The sequence below is a fragment of the Kitasatospora cinereorecta genome (assembly GCF_024172095.1).
Lineage (GTDB): Bacteria > Actinomycetota > Actinomycetes > Streptomycetales > Streptomycetaceae > Kitasatospora > Kitasatospora cinereorecta.
The window spans coordinates 623676-641257 of record NZ_JAMZDX010000004.1 but is presented as its reverse complement, the minus strand read 5'-3'; the positions used below and the strand labels follow the sequence as shown (position 1 = coordinate 641257).

Here is a 17582-nt window from a genome sequence, read left to right as displayed (position 1 = left end):
GTGAAAGCGGACGAATCGACGGCGAACAGCAGCGCATTCGTTATCCGCCGGGGCCGTCGGGTCAGCGGCGGTCGATCAGACGCTTGAGCTTGCCGACCGAGCGCTCCAGGGTTTCGGGGTCGACGATCTCGACGTCAGCGGTGACGCCGACGCCGTCCTTGATGCCGCGGGCGATGGTGGCCGCGGCGGCTTCGCGCTGGGGGGTGGAGGAGGTGTGGCGGGCCTCGACGCGGACGGTGAGGTGGTCCATCCGGCCGCGGCGGGTGAGGACCAGTTGGAAGTGGGGCGCGACGGCGGCCTCGCGCAGCACGATCTCCTCGATCTGGGTGGGGAAGAGGTTCACCCCACGGAGGATGATCATGTCGTCGCTGCGGCCGGTGATCTTCTCCATCCGCCGGAAGGCGGGGCGGGCGGTGCCGGGGAGGAGGCGGGTGAGGTCGCGGGTGCGGTAGCGGACGACCGGCATGGCCTCCTTGGTGAGCGAGGTGAAGACGAGTTCGCCGGACTCGCCGTCGGGCAGGACCTCGCCGGTGATCGGGTCGACGACCTCCGGGTAGAAGTGGTCCTCCCAGATGTGCAGGCCGTCCTTGGTCTCCACGCACTCCTGGGCGACGCCGGGGCCGATCACCTCGGAGAGGCCGTAGATGTCGACGGCGTCGATGTCCATCCGCTCCTCGATCTCGCGGCGCATCTCCTCGGTCCAGGGCTCGGCGCCGAAGATGCCGACGCGCAGTGAGGTGCTGCGGGGGTCGACGCCCTGCCGTTCGAACTCGTCGAGCAGGGTGAGCAGGTAGGACGGGGTGACCATGATGATCTCGGGCCGGAAGTCCTGGATCAGCTGGACCTGGCGGGCGGTCATGCCGCCGGAGGCGGGGATGACGGTGCAGCCGGCGCGCTCGGCGCCGTAGTGGGCGCCGAGGCCGCCGGTGAACAGGCCGTAGCCGTACGAGATGTGGACCTTGTCGCCGGGGCGGCCGCCGGCCGCGCGGATGGAGCGGGCGACCACGTTGGCCCAGGTCTCCAGGTCGCCCTCGGTGTAGCCGACCACGGTGGGCTTGCCGGTGGTGCCGCTGGAGGCGTGCAGCCGGCGGACCTGGTCCATCGGTACGGCGAACATGCCGAAGGGGTAGTTGTCACGCAGGTCGCGCTTGCCGGTGAAGGGGAAGCGGGCGAGGTCGGCGAGGCTGCGGCAGTCGTCGGGGTGGACGCCGGCGGCGTCGAACGAGCGGCGGTAGAAGTCGACGTTGCGATAGGCGTGTTCGAGGGACCAGCGGAGTCGGGTGAGCTGGAGGGCGGCCAGCTCGTCGCGGTTCATCTGCTCGCTGTCGTCCATGGCCACTCCCTGGTCACTCCCTGCAACCTGACCGAAAACCCGACCGAAATGCCGACCGATCGTTCGGTAGTCCGCCACCCTAGGGTACGGCGCGCCGGTGCGCCAGGGTCGTCTGCGGAGCGCCGCCGAGAGCTCTCCCGCGGTCCATATCGGCCGGTACGGCCCATGACAAGTGCCTTGGGGATTCTCCGACCCGCCGGGTGACACGCTGACCGCCACCACCGCCCCGGGGCGGGCCTGCGGCCTAGAGTGCGCAAGCGGTGGCCGACCGCAGCGGGAGGCCGGCGTCGGCAGGGGAGGCCGTGGTGGAACAGGACGTGGTCAGGGAGTCCGCGCGGGCGGGGCGGGTGGTGCTCTGGGAGGAGTCGGCGCGGGACGGGGCGCAGGCCAAGACGCTGATGTCGGCCGCGTTCCGGGTACGGCTGGCGCGGGCCCAGGGACGGATGTTCGGCGCGGACGGGCCGCGGCACGTGGTGTTCGCGGCCGGGTTCCCCGCAGTGTGCGGCGAGGAGTTCGAGGCGGTGCGGCGGGTCGCGGTGGAGGCCGAGGGAGCGGTCGGCGTCGCCGCGGTGTGCCGGGGGAGGAGCGCCGACGTGCGCCAGGCGCTCGCCGCGGTACGGGGCACCGCGAACGCCCGGGTCATGGTGGTGGTGCCGGCCTCCGAGGCGATGGCCCACACCATGACCCACCGCCCGGCCCGCGACGCCCTGGAGTCGGCGCTCGCCCTGGTCAAGGACGCCCGCGACACGGACGACCGGGTGGCCGTCGACATCTGCCTCGCCGACGCCTCCCGCGCCGACCACGGGCTGATGGGCGCGTACGCGGGCACGCTGACCGCGGCCGGCGCGGGCACGGTCGTGCTGGCCGACACCGTCGGCGTCCACCTGCCCGGCGAGGCCGCCGAACTGTTCGCCCGGGTCGGCGCCGCCGCCGGACCGGACGTGGTGCTCGCCTCCCACCTGCACAACGACCTCGGCCTCGGCCTCGCCAACACCCTGGAGGCGCTGCGGGCGGGCACCCGGGTGGTGTCCGCCTCCTGGCTGGGCATCGCCGAGCGCAGCGGCATGGCCGCCACCGAACAACTGCTGTTCCTGCTGGCCCACGACCCGGCCCGGACGGCCCGGCTGCTCGGCACCGACACCCCGGCCTGGTGGACCGCCCCGGACCTCACCGCCCTGCCCCGGATCGCCCGGACGGTCTCCGCGGAGACCGGCGTGCCGCTCACCGTCACCACCCCCGTGGTCGGCACCGGCGTCGGCACCATCTCCACCGGCACGCCGTTCGTCCACCCGGACCTGTTCCAGCCGTTCGACCCGGAGCGGCTGCTCGGCATCGCCCCGACCACCGTGCTCACCCAACTCGCCAGCGCCCGCGTGGTCACGGCGGTCGCCGCCCGCCTCGGCCACGTCCTCGACCCGGAGCAGGCGCGGCAGGCGACGGCCTGGGTGAAGACGCAGGCCTACCGGGCCGGCCGGGCGGTCGTCGACGACACCGCCTTCGCCGCCTACCTCGACGGGCTGCGGACCCTCCCGGCGGCCCGGTCGTGAGCGCCGGCCGGGAGAGCGCCGGCACCGTCGACCCCGACGGCGCACGGATCGCCCTGCACCGCGGTACGGCGGTGGTGCTGCCCAACCCCGCACCGCTGACGTACGTCGTCGCAGGCACCGATCCGGCCGCCGTCAACACGGCCAAGGACCGCCCCACCGACCAGGCCGTCGCCCTGTGGGTGCACGACCCGGCCACCCTCGCCGCGCTCGACGCCGTCCTCGACCTCGACCCGGCCCGCACCGCCGCCGTCCGCCGGCTGCTCGCCGAGGAGCTGGTGACCCTGCTGCTGCCGCTGCGCCCCGGTGCGGCGCGGCCCGCCTGGCTGGCCCCGGCCACCCGGGACGGCTGGACCATGCTGTTCGGCGCCCGCTGGGCACCGCTGCTGCCGGTCATCGCCGGTCATCCCGTGCTCTACGTGAGCAGCGCCAACCGCACCGGCCACCGGCCCGCGGCGACGGCGGCCGAGGCGGTGGCGATGTTCCCGCCCGCCGTGCCCGTCCTCGGTGCCGGCCCGCTCACCGGCGGCGGCCCGGACACGCGGCCCCGGGCCGCCACCACCACCCTGCGGCTGCACCCGGACGGGCGGCTCGAACTGCACCGCCGCGGCGCCCAGGACCGTCCGCATGCCGACTTCGACCGGTACCTCGACCTGGTCCGCTCGACCTACCTGCGGGCGGGGTGAGGCGCACGGACGCGCGGACGGGCGGCACGGTCACCGCCCCGGCTCACCGCCGTCCGCTGTGCCGTCCGCGTCGTTCGCAGCGTCCATCCGGCGCCAGGCAGGGAGGACCGACGGGCCGAGCGAGACCAGCAGGTACGCGCCGCCGACCAGGACCAGGGCCGCCGTCAGGCCGGCCCCCTCGACCAGGAAGCCGCAGACCAGGGCGCCGAGCGGCGTCGCCATCAGCACGCCCGCCGCCAGGACGCCCGTCACCCGGCTGCGCAGCGCGTCCGGCACGGATTCGTAGAGCACGGTCGAGACGATCGGGTTGAGGATCCCGGCGGCCAGGCCGGCGACGGCCAGGGTGACGCCGAGCGGCAGCAGGCCGGGGGCGAACGCGGCGACCAGCATCCGCGGGCAGCCGCTGAGGATCAGGCAGCAGGCGTAGAGCGTCCGGCGGGGGAGCCGGTCACCCCATGCGGCGTACAGCAGCGATCCGGCGAGGGCGCCGGCCGAGAAGAGGCCGGCGAGCAGGCCGAGGTCGACCGAACCGCCGAGGTCGCGCGCGGCGTGGACGGGCAGCAGGACGGCGCTCCAGGCCTGGTCCAGGCCGTTGGTGACCATCAGGACCAGCGTGACGGCGAGCAGCAGCCGCTGGCCGAGCAGGAAATCCAGGCCCTCGCGCAGCTCGGCGCGGTACGTCGCGAAGCCCGCCGGGGCCGCGTCCCGGCGCGGCCGGGCGGCGGGGACCCGCCGCAGGCCGAGGGCGACCAGCAGGGCCGAGACGCCGAAGGTCACCGTGTCCAGGCCGAGGACCCACTCCGCGCCGAACACCGCGATCAGCACGCCGGCGGTCGAGGCACCGAACAGCCGGGCCCCTCTGGACGCGCCGGTGTACAGGCTCATGGCCCGGGCCAGCGGGACGCCCGCGCGGTCGGCCAGATCGGGGGTGAGCACCTGGCGGGCGGTCTCGCCCGGCGCCCGGAACAGGCCGTTGACCGCCATCAGGACGCAGAGCTGCCAGAACCGCAGCACTCCGGCCCAGTGCAGGAGCGGGATCAGCCCGATGGCCGTCCCGCACACCGCGTCCGAGAGCACGGAGGCGCGCAGCCGTCCCAGCCGGTCGACGAGCGGGCCGCCGGCCAGCGCCGACACCGCCAGCGGCAGCAGGCCGCAGAAGGCCACCAGGCCGGCGCGGGAGGCGCTGTGGGTGGTCTCCAGGACGAACCACGGCACGCCGATGGCGGAGAGGGCGTTGCCGGTGATCGAGACCAGGTTCGCGGTCAGCAGGGCGACCAGCGGCCGCCGGTCCGGGGCGGTCCCCGACTCCCCGGCGCCCGCGCCCGCGTCGGTGGGAGCGGGGACGGTGGCAGTCACGGGCGGCTCGCCTGGCGCCCGTCGGTGGGCAGCGGGAAGGCGTGCAGGTGGATGCGGACCGGGACGGCCTGCTCGCTGTCGCCGTCGGCGGCGGCCCGGTCGCGGAAGCTCTGCACCAGTTCGTGGGCCCGCTCGGCCAGTTCGCGGGTGAGCTCGGGAGTCAGGCGGAGGGTGAAGTCGCTCATGTCCCAGCTGCGGCGCCACTCCGCGGGCCAGCCAGCGGCGGTGGCGAGCCAGCCGCTCAGCTCCCGGTCGTGGACGGCGGCCACCTCGTTCAGGAACACGCCCATGGCGCCGCGCACTTCGGGGTCCGGGTTCTCCAGGAACTCCTCCAGGCTGTCGAACCGGTGGCCGCGGTGCTCGGCCCGCCACCACCGCTCCCGGGTGGTACCGCGGTCCGGGTCCTCGGCGATGAAGCCGTGCGCGCCGAGCTGGCGCAGGTGGTAGCTGACCGAGGCGGAGGATTCGCCGAGCCGGGCGGCCAGCCTGGTCGCGGTGGCCGGTCCGTCCTCGCGCAGCGCGGCCAGCAGCCGCATCCGGAGCGGGTGGGCGAGACCGCGCAGGGAGCGCGGATCGAGGCTGCGCACGGCGGGCTGAGGTTCCGTCATGGACGGCAGCGTAGCGATCGCCAACGTTTCTTTGCAACGAAGTCTTTGCCTACCTCGCGGCCGCAGCGGAGCAGCCGAACGGGAGGAGGTGACTACGCCCGGCGGGCCTGCTCGGCCGCCGCCGTGATCGCGCCGTACAGCTCCGCCTTGAGCCCCAGCGCACTGGCCCGGACGTCCACCGCGCCGACCGACACCGGCTGCGCGTACCGGTCGACCGACTCGCGTACGCCCGCGACCAACGGGGCGCCCGCCAGACCGAGTTCGCCGCCGATGACGATGGCGGCCGGATTGAGGACGTTGACCAGGTCGGCCAGGACGCGGCCGAGGGTCCGCCCGGTCTCGGTGATGACCCGGGCGGCGGCCGGCTCCGTGCTCAGCTCGGCGAGCGGCGGCAGGTCCTCCTCGTTGCGCACCAGGAGCACATGGAGCAGCTGGCGGCGGACGTCGCCGATCGACACCACCGTCTCCAGGCAGCCTCGGTTGCCGCAGCGGCAGAGATTGGCGGCGCCGGGCAGCTGGATGTGCCCGATCTCGCCGGACGCGCCGGTCGCCCCGACGTAGACGCGGCCGCCGAGCACCAGGCCGGCCCCGATGCCGTGCGAGGCCTTGACGTAGATCAGGTCGTCGATGCCGCGGGCCGCGCCGTACGCGCGTTCGCCGCGGGCGCCGAGTTCGGCGTCGTTGCCGATCTCCACCGGGCGGCCGAGCGCCCGGGCGAGCGCTTCGCCCGGGTTCATGCCGAGCCAGCGGCTGAGTTTGGTCGGCGCGCGGACGACCCCGGTGCGCGGGTCGAGGACGGCCGGGACGCCGGCGGCGACGCCGGCCAGGTCGCTCCGGCGGTGCCCGGAGCGCTCCAGCGCCCGGTCGGCGAGGACGACGACGGCGTCCAGCGCCTCCTGCGGGCGGTTGTCGACGTCGAGCGCCGCGCCCTCCTCGGCGATGATCACCCCGGCGGTGGTGGCGACGGCGGCCGAGATGTGCGCGTGGCCGAGGTCGAGGGCCAGCACCACGCCCGCGCCGCGCCGCAGGCTGACGCCGGTCGGGCGGCGGCCGCGCCCGGCGCCCGGGGCGGCCTGGGCCGGGTCCTCGGTGACCTGCCCGTCGGCGAGCAGTTCGGCGACGGCGCTGCTGACCGCCGACCGGGACAGGCCGCTGAGCCGGCTGAGGTCGGCGCGGCTGACGGTGCCGTGCTCGGCGAGGACGGCGAGCAGGGCGTCCCTGGTGCGGGTGCGTCGGGCTGACACGCTCATGTCTGAACAGTACCGGCGCCGTCCCATTTCTGCCGCTGGAAGGAATTAATAATCGCTGAGTTCGTCCCCTTGACGGCAATAATCCGCCTTCGTACGGTGTCAGCGAGAGGAGGTCCCGATGTATGCGGAGCCCCTGCGCCGTTGGCGGGTAGAAATCCCCCACCTCGACGGACACCCGGCCGGCAGTCACGTCTTCATCGTCGAAGCGACCGGAGCCGAGCACGCCCTGGAGTGTGCGGTCGCCCGGGCGGAGTCCCTGGAGGCCCGCCGCCACCGTCGGGACGTCGTCCTCGACCCGACCCGCGCCCGGCTGGCCGTCATCCACCCCGGCGTGCTCTGACCGTCGCCCCCGCAGCCGGGGTCGGTCCCGGCGGCGACACGGCTAACGCGAATATCCTGCGTTAGCCTGGCCGCATGAGCGAGAAGGCGGTGGCGCGCCCCGGTGGGCGCAGTGCGCGGGTTCAGCAGGCGGTGCACCGGGCGGTGCGGGAACTGGAGGCGGAGGGCGGGCGCGGGGCGGTCGCGGTGCCGGCCATCGCGACGCGGGCGGGGGTCACGCCGTCGACGGTCTACCGGCGGTGGGGCGACCTCGCGACCCTGCTGGCGGACGTCGCGCTGGAGCGGCTGCGGCCGGACGGCCCGCCGGCGGACCGCGGCGGGCTGCGCGAGGACCTGGAGGCGTGGGCCGAGCAGTTCGTCGAGGAGCTGGGATCGCCGGCCGGCCGGCTGTACCTGCGCGACGCGGTGGGGGGCGCAGCCGACGAGGGGGTGGCCGGCCGCTGTTCGGACTACGCGGCCGAGCAGCTGCGGGCGATCGGGGTGAGGGCGGCGGGTCGCGGCGAGGCGGTCCCGGGGGTCGAGGCGCTGATGGACGCGGTGGTGGCGCCGCTGGTGTACCGGATCCTGTTCCGCCCGGACGGGCTGTCGGTGGCGTACGCGCAGGGGCTGGTCCGGGCGGCGCTGACGACGGACTGACGGCGCCTCGCGGCGGGACGGGTGCCGCTAAAGCTAAATATTTGCGACAAGGGCGCCGGATATGCCATGCTCGCTAACGCAAACATTTCGCGTTAGCAGTCGGGAAGAGGCCATGCCCCGGACTCTCGTACCGCCCACCCCACCCCGCACCCGCACTCAGACCCGGCCCCGTCGATCGCTCCGGCCCCGGATCGGTCGCCGCGGCGCCTTCGCCCTCCACGCCTGCGTCCTCGCCGGCCTGCTCGCCGCCTCCAGCGCCCCCACCCCGCTCTACGCCCGCTACCAGGCCGACTGGCACCTCTCCGCGCTCAGCGTCACGGTCGTCTTCGCCGCGTACGCCGTGGCGCTGCTCCTCGCCCTGCTCTGCACCGGGACCCTCTCGGACCACCTCGGCCGCAGGCCCGTCCTGCTCGGCGCGCTGGCCGCCGAGACCGCCGCCATGGCCCTGCTCGCCACCGCCCACGACGCGGCCGGACTGATCGCCGCCCGGATCGTCCAGGGCCTCGCCACGGGGGCCGCCACCAGCGCCGCCGGCGCCGCCCTGCTGGAGACCGAGGACCCGCGCCGGCCCGGGCGGGCCGCCCTCGCCAACAGCCTCACCCCGGTCGGCGGCATGGCCGCCGGCGTGCTGGTCGCCACCGCCCTGGTCGCCTTCGCCCCCGCTCCGACCCGCACCGTCTACCTTGTGCTCGCGGCCCTGTTCCTCGCGCAGGCCGCAGGCGTGGCGCTCACCCGGGAGAGCGCCGTCCCACGACCCGGAGCGCTGCGCTCGCTGCGACCCTCGCTCGCCCCGGCCCCGGCCTCGCGCCGCGCCCTGCTCCTCGCCGGCCCCGCCGTCGCCGCCGCCTGGGCCCTGGGGGGCTTCTACTCCTCGCTCGGCCCCTCGCTCGCCCGCCTGACCGACCCGGCCATTCCGGCGTCCGCCCGCGGCCTGGTGTTCTTCACGCTCACCACCAGTGCGGCCCTCGCCGTCCGGGCCACCGCGCCGCTGCCCGCGACCGGAGCGGTCCGGCTCGGCGCCGCCGCCCTGCTCCCGGCCGCGCTGCTGACCGCCGCCGCCCCGCACCTGCGCAGCCCGACGGCCCTGTTCGCCGCCACCGCCCTGGCGGGTGCGGGCTTCGGTGCCGTCAACCAGGGCGCGCTGCGCCTGGTCCTCCCGCCCGCCGCGCCGAAGGAGCGGGCCGGCACGCTGGCCGCCTTCTACGTGCTCAGCTACCTGGCGATGAGCCTGCCCGCGATCGGTGCCGGATGGCTCACCACCCGGGCCGGCCTCACCGTTGCCGTCCTGGCGTACACCGCCGTCATCTCCGTCCTCACGCTCGCGGCCCTCGCCGCGCTGCGGCAGTACCGCGCGCCGCACGCCTCCTGACGAACCGTCGGCCCGTTCAGGCCGTCCTGTGAACTGTCGATCATCCGCACCGCCCGAAAGGCACGGACCGCCCCCATGAACCCGACCGATGCGACCCCGCACCCCACCACCGACGCCACGGTGGCGTGGAGCCTCGGCGACATCGTAGTCCGACGGATCGACGAGATCGCCCTCCCCGCCGAGACCGGCACCTGGCTGCTCCCCGGGGCGACCGGCGAGGTGCTGGACGCCACCCCCTGGCTGCGGCCGGAGTTCGCCGACGCGAAGGCTCCGCTGCTGGTCAGCCACAGCTTCGCGGTGGAGGCCGGCGGCCTGCGGATCCTCGTCGACACCGGGATCGGCAACGGCAAGTCCCGGGCGAACCCCGCCTGGGACGGCCTGGACACCGACTTCGACGAGCGGCTGACAGCCGCCGGATTCGCCCCGGACACCGTCGACCTGGTCATCACCACCCACCTGCACACCGACCACGTCGGCTGGAACACCCGGCTGCACGAAGGCCGTTGGGAGCCCGCCTTCCGCCGCGCCCGGTACCTGACCGCGCGCGCCGAGTGGGACCACTGGGCGTCCGTCGACCTCGACCCGGCCCGCCGCCAGATGTTCGCCGACTCGGTCCACCCGGTACGCGACAGCGGGCAGTACGACGCCGTCGACGTCCCGGAGCAGGGCATCGAGGTCGCCGACGGAGTCCGGCTGGTCCCCGCACCCGGCCACACCCCCGGGCAGCTCGCCGTCGAACTGCACGGCAGCGGCCGGTCCGCCCTGATCACCGGCGACAGCATCCACCACCCCGTCCAGCTCGCCCACCCCCACCTGACCAGCTGCGTCGACGCCGACCCCGCGCAGGCCGTCCGCACCCGCAACCGGCTGCTCACCGCCCTGGCCGACACCGACACCCTGCTGCTCGGCACCCACTTCCCGCAGCCGACCGGCGGTCTCGTCCGGCGCGACGGGGAGAGCGGCCGCTACCGCCTGCACGCCGAGCCGGGCACGCCCGTTCCGGCGGCCCTCGCCTGACGGCCACCTGGCCCGCCCGCCGTCGGTCAGGCTCGCCCGGGACCGGCGGCGCGGCCGCTCCCTCGCGGGCGCGACGGGCACCGCCCGAGGCGCGCGTGCGACCCGGGGCGCCGCGGGTGCAGCCGAGGGAAGCCGGGATCCCGTAAGGTCGGCCAATGGCGAAGTACTTCGACGTTCACCCGCAGACCCCGCAAGCGCGCACCATCGGCACCGTGGTCGACAGCCTCCGGACCGGCGCCCTCATCGCGTACCCGACCGACTCCTGTTTCGCCCTCGGCTGCCGGCTCGACAACCGCGACGGCCTCGAACGGATCCGCACGATCCGGCGGCTCGACGAGCGCCACCACTTCACCCTGATGTGCGAGGACTTCGCCCAGCTCGGGCAGTTCGTCCAGCTCGACAACAACGTCTTCCGCGCCGTGAAGGCCGCGACGCCGGGCAGCTACACCTTCATCCTCCCCGCCACCAAGGAAGTCCCGCGCCGACTGCTGCACCCGAAGAAGAAGACGGTCGGTGTCCGGATCCCCGACCACCCCGTCACCCGCGCCCTGCTCGCCGGGCTCGGCGAGCCCCTGGTCTCCAGCACGCTGCTGCTGCCCGGCGACGACGAGCCGATGACCCAGGGCTGGGAGATCAAGGAACGCCTGGACCACGTCCTGGACGCCGTGGTCGACTCCGGCGACTGCGGCACCGAGCCGACCACGGTCGTCGACTTCTCCAGCGGCGAGGCGGAGATCGTCCGGTACGGCGCGGGCGACCCGTCCCGCTTCGAGTAGCGGTCCGCCGCCGGTCCGCCGCCCACCCGGCGGACCGGGACGCGGCGGGGCGGGCGCTGCCGGCCCTCGGTCAGGCCGACGATTCCGCCGTACGGTCGCCATCGGGGCGGCCGTGGAACTCCAGGACGCCGTCCGCGATCGGGTCGGACAGCAGCACCTTCCGGTCGTGCCGGTAGTCCATGACCATCCGCCACGGGAAGTCCCGTCCCTGCCGCGGCATGATGTCCTTCGCCCGCCGGATGTAGCCCGACGACAGCTCGTCGACCACGCCCGCCGCGGTCGCGTTGGCCGCCCGGTCGACCGGTACGGCAACCGTCCGGCCGGTGGTGTCCAGGTGCCGCAGCAGTCGCACCAGGTAGGCGGCGGACAGGTCGACCTTCAGGGTCCAGGACGCGTTGGTGTAGCCGAAGACCCACGCCAGGTTGGGGATGCCCTCCAGCATGACGCTCTTGTAGGTGCAGACGTCGTGCAGGTCGCGGACCGCACCGTCGACCCGGACCGTCGCGCCGCCGAGGGCCTGGAGGTTGAGGCCGGTGGCGGTGACGACGATGTCGGCGTCGACCTCCCGACCGGACGCGAGCCGGATCCCGGTGGCCGTGAAGGTCAGAATCGCGTCGGTGACGACGGAGGCCCGGCCCTCGCGGAGCACCCGGAAGAGGTCGCCGTCCGGTACGGCGCACAGCCGCTCGTCCCACGGGGCGTACCGCGGGCTGAAATGGGTCATGTCGAAGTCCCGGCCGACCCCGCGGCGCACCCCGGCCAGCAGCAGCCGGCGCGTCGCCCCGGGGAAGCGCCGGGCCGCCCGGAACACGGTGCGCTGCATCCGGATGTTGCGCCGGCGGGCCATCCGGTGCACCAGCGACTCCGGCAGGAACCTGCGCTGCCAGGCGGTGACCCGGTCGACCGACGGCAGCGAGAAGACGTACGACGGGGAGCGCTGCACCATCGTCACGTGCGCCGCCCGCTCGGCCATCGCCGGGACGAGGGTGACGGCGGTGGCGCCGCTGCCGATCACCGCGACCCGCTTCCCGGTGTGGTCGAGCTCCTGCGGCCAGTGCTGCGGGTGGACCAGGACGCCCCCGAACCGTTCGGCACCGGGAAACCCGGGCAGGTGGCCGCGGTCGTAGTCGTAGTAGCCGGTGCAGGTGACGAGGAACGAACAGGTCCACGTCTCCGTCCCGCCGGTCGCCTCGCGCACGGCGGTGACGGTCCACTGCTGCCGCTCGCTCGACCAGTCGGCGGCCACCACCCGCAGGCCGTAGTGGATCGACCGGTCGACGCCGTACTCCTCGGCGGTCGCCGCCACGTACGAGCGGATCGACTCGCCGTCGGCCAGCACCTTCAGGCCGTTCCACGGGCGGAACTCGTAGCCGAACGAGAACATGTCGGAGTCCGACCGGACGCCCGGGTAGCGGAAGAGGTCCCAGGTGCCGCCGATCCGGTCGCGGCGTTCCAGGATCGCGAAGTCCCGGTCCGGGAGCTCCCGGCGCAGCCGGCAGGCGACGCCGATGCCGGAGAGCCCGGCCCCGATGATGAGGACGGTGGCGCGGTTCGAGGTCATGGGTTCACTGTCGCGATTCGCCGGGGAGTACGTCACGTCATTTCGCGACACCGTACCTCGCGCGCCACCGCGGGCGGACGATCACCACCGGGACCGGGCAGGGGGCTAGCAGCGCGGCGGTCAGGGGCCGGCGTGGATCCAGAGGGCGACGTACGCGGCCCAGGCGAACATCGCGGTGAAGGCCAGGTGGGGGGCGAGGCGGCGCATGGTGGGGGTGCTCCTTCGGACGGGTGCGGGGCTCAGGCGAGGCCGAGCCAGCCGAGGACGGTCTGGACGAGCAGGACGGTGGACATCGCGGCGACGCCGACGACGACGGTGGTGGCGGCGATGCGGTAGCGGGGGCTGTTGGCGGCGTCGCCGAGGACGGACCGGCGGTTGGTCAGGACGAGCAGGTAGACCAGCACGATCGGGCTGATCAGGCCCTGGAGGACCTGGGTGCCGATGAGGAGTTGGATGACGTCGACGGGGGTGAGGGCGACGATCGCGCCGAGGGCGATCTGGGCGGTGAACAGGCCGAGGAAGAGCGGGGCGTCGCGGAAGCTGCGGGAGACGGAGCGTTCGACGCCGGCGGCCTCGCCGACGGCGTAGCTGGCAGAGAGCGGGACGACGGCGCCGGCCAGGGCGGAGGCGCCGATCAGGCCGAAGGCGAAGAGGAGTTCGGCGCTGTGGCCGGCGACCGGCCTGAGGGCCTCGGCGGCCTGGGCGGCGGACTCCAGCGGGCCGGTGCCGCCGATGGCGGCGGCGGTGGCGATGATGATGGTGAGGCTGATCAGGCAGGCGAACACGGCGCCGAGGACGGCGTCGGCCCGGATGAGCTTGTAGTCGGCGGGCTTGGCGCCGCGGTCGACGACGCCGGCGGCGGCGTAGAACTGCATGTAGGGGCTGACGGTGGTGCCGATCAGGGCGACGGCCAGCAGGACGAAGTCCTTGCCGGGCTGGAAGTGCGGGACGGCGAGGTGTTCGCCGACCTGGCCCCAGTCGGGGTGGCCGAGGATCATCGCGACCGGGTAGGCGAAGAAGGCGAGCGACATCACCAGGAAGATCCGCTCGGCCCACTTGTAGCTGCCGAACAGCACCAGTGACCAGAGCAGGACCGCGGCCGGCGGGATGACCGCCCACTTGGGGACGCCGAGCAGTTCGAACGCGGCGCCGATGCCGGCGAACTCGCTGACCACCAGGCCGGTGTTGGCGAGCAGCAGGCAGAACACGGCGAGCGCGGTGAGGCGGAGGCTGAACTGCTCGCGGATGAGGGCGCCCAGGCCCTTGCCGGTGTGGGCACCGAGCCGGACGGCCATCTCCTGGACCATCACCAGGGCGATGGTGACCAGCACCATGAAGAACAGCGTGCCGTACGCGAACTGGGAGCCGGCGCTGGCGTAGGTGGCGATGCCGGCGGCGTCGTTGCCGGCGTTGGCGGCGACCAGTCCGGGGCCGGCGACCATGGCGACGGCGGCGATACGGCGCCAGCCGCGGCGGCGGGTGGCGGGTGCGGCCGGAGACGGGAGTGCGGCGGGGGAGGCGCTCGTGGGCGCGGTGACGGTGTCGAGGTCGCGGGTCACTTGAGGAGCCTCCGGAAGTGCAGGCGCCCGCGCTCGGGCAGCAGGGAGTCGAGGATGTCGTCGGCGAGGACCCGGCCGAGCGGACGGCCGGTGTCGTCGACGACGAGCAGGGAGGTGGCGCGGGCGGCGACCAGGTGGTCGGCGGCCTCGGCCAGGCGGGTGTCGGGCCGGACGGTGACGGTCGGGCCGAACTGGGCGAGCCACTGGGCGAGGTCGCCGACCAGGGCGGCGTCCTCCGCGACCGCGAGGTCGAACAGCGGGATGTCGGCGACCAGGCGGCCGTCGTCGTCCAGCACGGTGACGGCGTCGATCTCGGTGCGGTGCTCGGCCTGCGCGGCCAGTTCGGCCCGGACCTCGGCGATGGTCTGCGCCGGGTGGGCGGTGACCAGCAGGGTGGTCATCGCGCCGCCCGCGGTGCCCTCGCGGTGGGTGAGCAGGGTGCGCAGCTCGGCCGCCTCGGCCTCGGGGATGCGGGCCAGCAGGGTTTCCCGCTCGCCGGGCTTGAGGTCGCGCAGGGCGTCGGCGGCCTCGTCGGGCTCCATCTCGTCGAGCAGCCGGGCGGCGTGCTCGGGCGGGGCCTCGCGGAGCAGGTTCTCCAGCTCGGCGGGTTCCATCTCCTCCAGCGCGTCGGCGGCGTGCTCGGGCTCCAGCCAGCCGAGCAGCTGCTGGCGCTCGTGGCGGCCGAGGTCCTCCAGGATGTCGGCGAGGTCGGCGGGGCGCAGCTGGTGAAGTGCGGAGCGGGAGGCCCGCAGCCGGACCTCGGCCGGGCCGTGGGTGGCCTCCGCGCCGAAGGGGGCGACGGACTGCCAGTCCAGGACGCGGTCCGGGGTGGGGCGGGTCTGCCAGCGGCGCGGGCCGAGGCGGCGCAGCAGGGTGGGCAGTGAGACGTCCACGCCGACCAGGACGGTGCGGTCGGCCAGCGGCGCGAGGTACAGGTCGGCGGCGCGGGTGACCTGGACGCCGTCGACGTCCACCAGTTGGTGGTCCATCACCTCGCGGGCGAGCAGCACCTCGCCCGGGCGGCGGACGTAGTCGCGCAGGTCGACCCGGGCGGTGCGCAGCCGTACGCCCATCGCCGCGACCTTGCCGAGGGCGTCGGCGGCGAGGAAGGCCCGGCGGCGGCCGATGCGGATGATCAGCCCGGTGACCGGGGGATAGGGCTCGGGCCCGTAGAGGCGGGCGACCACGTCGACGACGCGGCCGACCTCCTCGCCGGACGGGTTGGAGACCCGGGCGCCGACCAGGCCGGCCAGGGAGACCAGCGAGGAGCGGACGGTACGGGTGGCGGTGGCGCGGCGCGCGACCTCGACCTTGCGGTCGCGCAGCCGGGCCGTGGTCGACATGAGCAGAGTGGTGGAAGCCACGGTGAACACCCCCAGGCGCCCCGGCGGACCGGGGCTTCGGCCCGGCCCGGGACGCGCCTGCGCACCCCCTGGACCGGCACGGCGGTTCCCGGGCGCACGGCGGCGCACCGTGCCCGACGGGCGGGACGGGAATCGCGGATCAGGGGAGGAGCGGCTGTCCGGGGGCCGGGAAGGACGACGAGGACAACACGGGGAGGGGCCGACTATGACCCGGACTACTGTCCATCTCGCCTCCTTCCGTTCCCGGCCGCGAGGGGAGGTCGCGGCGGCGCGGCAGGGGGAAGGCCGGGGCACGTCGGGCCCCGGCACACCCCAACTCGTCAGAGCTTTGGCACTCCACGGCGTGTCCCCGCGAGACGGCGGGGAAGCCACTTGGGGTCACCCCTTGGGCCGGGGAGACCTGTCCTGATCCGGAGCGTCTCTCGACGGGTGGGATCAGTGGCCTGTGTCCGTGAAGACGCCTCACCGAACGAGGTGTCTGTTCAAACCGGGTCAAGGATAGGCCCCCGCCCGCCCCAGGGCCCAATCCTTGACCGGACCTTGACCGCGACCTTGACCGCGACCGGGGCGTCAGGTGGTGGGCTGGGCGGTCAGCCAGAGGCGGGCCGCGTTGACCTCCACGGCGGGCCGGTCCCAGAGGCCGGCGACGGCCTCGGCGAGATCCTTGACGTCGGTGAAGCCGGCGAACCTCGCGGTCGGACGCTCGGCCCGCATGGCGTCGTGCACCAGCGCCTTCACCACCAGGATCGTCGCCGCGGCGTGCAGCTCGCCGTCGCCGGCCGCCTTGCGGAAGGCGTCGGCGAGGGCGAGGGTCCACGCCTCGGCGGCGGCCTTGGAGGCCGCGTAGGCGGCGTTGCCGGCGGTGGGCCGGCTGGCACCGGCGGCGCTGATCAGGACGTACCGGCCGTTGCCGCTGCGGCCGAGGGCGCCCTCGAAGGCGAGCGAGGTGTGCTGGACGGTGCGGATCAGCAGCTTCTCCAGCAGGTCCCAGTCGGCGAGGTCGGTCTCGGCGAAGGTCGCGGAGCCGCGCCAGCCGCCGACCAGGTGCACCAGGCCGTCGACGCGGCCGAACTCGCGCTCGGTGCGCTCCGCCCAGGTGCGGGTGGCGTCGAGGTCGAGCAGGTCGACCGTGTCGCCGGTGACGGTGGCGCCGCCGTGGGCGTCGCGGGCGGCGTCCACCGCCTCCGCGAGCCGGGACGCGTCAGCGTCGGAGCCGACGACCGTGGCCCCGGCCTCGGCGAGCCGCAGCAGGGCCGCCCGCCCCGCCGGTCCGGCGGCGCCCGCCACCGCGACGACCGCGCCGTCCAGCGGGCCGTTGCCCTTGGTGGTGTTCACAGTGCCTCCTCGCGGCTGTCGGTCGGCCGCCGGTGCCATGATCGGCCGGGATCCCGCCGACGGCGAGGCGACCCGCCGGTCCCGCGTCGGCGCCGGGACCGGCACCACCCTTGTGGCGCACCTGAGGCCGGTCCGAGGCAGCGGGACGGTTGCCCGGTCGCACCGCCCCACAGCGACTGCGACCGGGCAGGCCGCGCGGTCGTGCAACCGGCGGCAGCCGGCCGGTCCGGGCGTACGGGGACGTGTCGAGCGCCCGACCGATGACGGCCATTCAGAAAGTATCACGATCAAACAGACGTGAACGATGATCGGGTGAAGTCCGCCTGTCCGGCGTCGGCTGATCCGGTGAATCCTGCGGTGCGTGACGGTCGGTCAAGTCTGGTGTGTGAACGGCGATATGGAACTCGGGCAAACGTGCGGTCGGGTGTGCCGGTGCGCAGATGCCGGGTGGTCGGGTGCGTTCGATTCGGTGGGTTTGTGTTCTGATCGAGCACCGAGGGGCCACACGTGCGGGTGAGCCCGCGTGACCCGGGGCCCGCCGTACCGGTTCTCGAAGCAGGAGAAGCCGGCGCCCGTACCCGAGAAAGGCCCTGCCCCGCATGTCCACGGAAGACTTCGCGATCGGATCCCGCGTGGTGCACTACCGGCAGGTGGACCGGATCGGGACGCTGGTGGCGGCCCGCCGCCGGTGGTACCTGCCAGGGCTGCGGCAGTGGCTCGTCCGCTGGGACGGCGCGGACCGGCCGGAGCGGGTCCGCGCGGGCACCTGGACGGTCGGCGCAGAGACTGCGCCCGCCCCGCAGTAGCCGGCGCCGCGGCGCCACATGTCCGTACAACTCGATGCGTTCG

The 17582-nt window shown here is 74.5% G+C and carries 16 protein-coding genes and 1 riboswitch; of the genes, 8 read left to right on the top strand and 8 right to left on the bottom strand.

Annotated features, from left to right (window positions below):
* Positions 1-61: 61 nt before the first annotated feature.
* The gene (gene paaK, locus FHR36_RS23035) at positions 62-1333 is read right to left on the bottom strand and encodes a phenylacetate--CoA ligase PaaK (protein WP_253800065.1); all 1272 of its coding nucleotides are present in this window, start codon (positions 1331-1333) and stop codon (positions 62-64) included.
* A 305-nt stretch (positions 1334-1638) separates the two neighbouring features.
* Here paaK and FHR36_RS23030 point away from each other — a divergent pair, with 305 nt between their 5' ends.
* Together FHR36_RS23030 and FHR36_RS23025 are read left to right on the top strand one after the other, a co-directional pair.
* Positions 1639-2880 carry a hydroxymethylglutaryl-CoA lyase-like TIM-barrel protein gene (locus FHR36_RS23030; protein ID WP_253800064.1) on the top strand — a complete coding sequence of 414 codons (1242 nt, stop codon included), beginning with the start codon at positions 1639-1641 and terminating at the stop codon, positions 2878-2880.
* Positions 2877-3563 (top strand): hypothetical protein, encoded by a 687-nt coding sequence (locus tag FHR36_RS23025; RefSeq protein WP_253800063.1) that lies wholly within the window; start codon positions 2877-2879, stop codon positions 3561-3563. The genes FHR36_RS23030 and FHR36_RS23025 overlap by 4 nt, the downstream gene beginning before the upstream one ends.
* 30 nt (positions 3564-3593) lie before the next feature.
* On the opposite strand, the gene FHR36_RS23020 is transcribed toward FHR36_RS23025, so the two are convergent.
* The 3 genes from FHR36_RS23020 to FHR36_RS23010 form a co-directional block, all read right to left on the bottom strand.
* Positions 3594-4919: an MFS transporter gene (locus tag FHR36_RS23020; protein ID WP_253800062.1), complete on the bottom strand. Its 1326-nt coding sequence runs from the start codon at positions 4917-4919 to the stop codon at positions 3594-3596.
* A complete protein-coding gene (locus FHR36_RS23015) occupies positions 4916-5527 on the bottom strand; it encodes a winged helix-turn-helix domain-containing protein (protein WP_253800061.1) in 612 nt (203 codons plus the stop codon). The genes FHR36_RS23020 and FHR36_RS23015 overlap by 4 nt, the downstream gene beginning before the upstream one ends.
* A gap of 92 nt (positions 5528-5619) precedes the next feature.
* Positions 5620-6777, bottom strand: coding sequence for an ROK family transcriptional regulator (locus FHR36_RS23010; protein ID WP_253800060.1), 1158 nt, complete (start codon positions 6775-6777; stop codon positions 5620-5622).
* 118 nt (positions 6778-6895) lie between these two features.
* Here FHR36_RS23010 and FHR36_RS23005 point away from each other — a divergent pair, with 118 nt between their 5' ends.
* The 5 genes from FHR36_RS23005 to FHR36_RS22980 all read left to right on the top strand — a co-directional run bounded on the left by FHR36_RS23005 (position 6896) and on the right by FHR36_RS22980 (position 10914).
* The gene (locus tag FHR36_RS23005; RefSeq protein ID WP_253800059.1) at positions 6896-7117 is read left to right on the top strand and encodes a hypothetical protein; all 222 of its coding nucleotides are present in this window, start codon (positions 6896-6898) and stop codon (positions 7115-7117) included.
* A gap of 74 nt (positions 7118-7191) precedes the next feature.
* Positions 7192-7752 (top strand): TetR/AcrR family transcriptional regulator, encoded by a 561-nt coding sequence (locus FHR36_RS23000; RefSeq protein ID WP_253800058.1) that lies wholly within the window; start codon positions 7192-7194, stop codon positions 7750-7752.
* 112 nt (positions 7753-7864) lie between these two features.
* Entirely contained in the window at positions 7865-9121 is a 1257-nt protein-coding gene (locus FHR36_RS22990) for an MFS transporter (protein ID WP_301330524.1), read from the top strand.
* A gap of 75 nt (positions 9122-9196) precedes the next feature.
* A complete protein-coding gene (locus FHR36_RS22985; protein WP_253800057.1) occupies positions 9197-10138 on the top strand; it encodes an MBL fold metallo-hydrolase in 942 nt (313 codons plus the stop codon).
* Positions 10139-10293: 155 nt separating this feature from the next.
* On the top strand, positions 10294-10914 hold the full coding sequence (locus tag FHR36_RS22980; RefSeq protein WP_253800056.1) for an L-threonylcarbamoyladenylate synthase: 621 nt from the start codon (positions 10294-10296) through the stop codon (positions 10912-10914).
* A 70-nt stretch (positions 10915-10984) separates the two neighbouring features.
* On the opposite strand, the gene FHR36_RS22975 is transcribed toward FHR36_RS22980, so the two are convergent.
* The 4 genes from FHR36_RS22975 to FHR36_RS22955 form a co-directional block, all read right to left on the bottom strand.
* Entirely contained in the window at positions 10985-12475 is a 1491-nt protein-coding gene (locus FHR36_RS22975) for a flavin-containing monooxygenase (protein ID WP_253800055.1), read from the bottom strand.
* A gap of 239 nt (positions 12476-12714) precedes the next feature.
* Entirely contained in the window at positions 12715-14034 is a 1320-nt protein-coding gene (locus FHR36_RS22970) for an NRAMP family divalent metal transporter (RefSeq protein WP_308199623.1), read from the bottom strand.
* A complete protein-coding gene (locus FHR36_RS22960; RefSeq protein WP_253800054.1) occupies positions 14031-15398 on the bottom strand; it encodes a magnesium transporter MgtE N-terminal domain-containing protein in 1368 nt (455 codons plus the stop codon). Before FHR36_RS22960 ends, FHR36_RS22970 begins: the two co-directional genes overlap by 4 nt.
* Positions 15399-15702: 304 nt before the next feature.
* Positions 15703-15879: riboswitch (M-box (ykoK) riboswitch) on the bottom strand.
* Positions 15880-15968: 89 nt separating this feature from the next.
* A complete protein-coding gene (locus FHR36_RS22955; protein WP_380230413.1) occupies positions 15969-16733 on the bottom strand; it encodes an SDR family NAD(P)-dependent oxidoreductase in 765 nt (254 codons plus the stop codon).
* A gap of 599 nt (positions 16734-17332) precedes the next feature.
* Between FHR36_RS22955 and FHR36_RS22950 the strand changes: the two genes are divergently transcribed.
* A complete protein-coding gene (locus FHR36_RS22950; protein WP_253800052.1) occupies positions 17333-17539 on the top strand; it encodes a hypothetical protein in 207 nt (68 codons plus the stop codon).
* Positions 17540-17582: the final 43 nt, after the last annotated feature.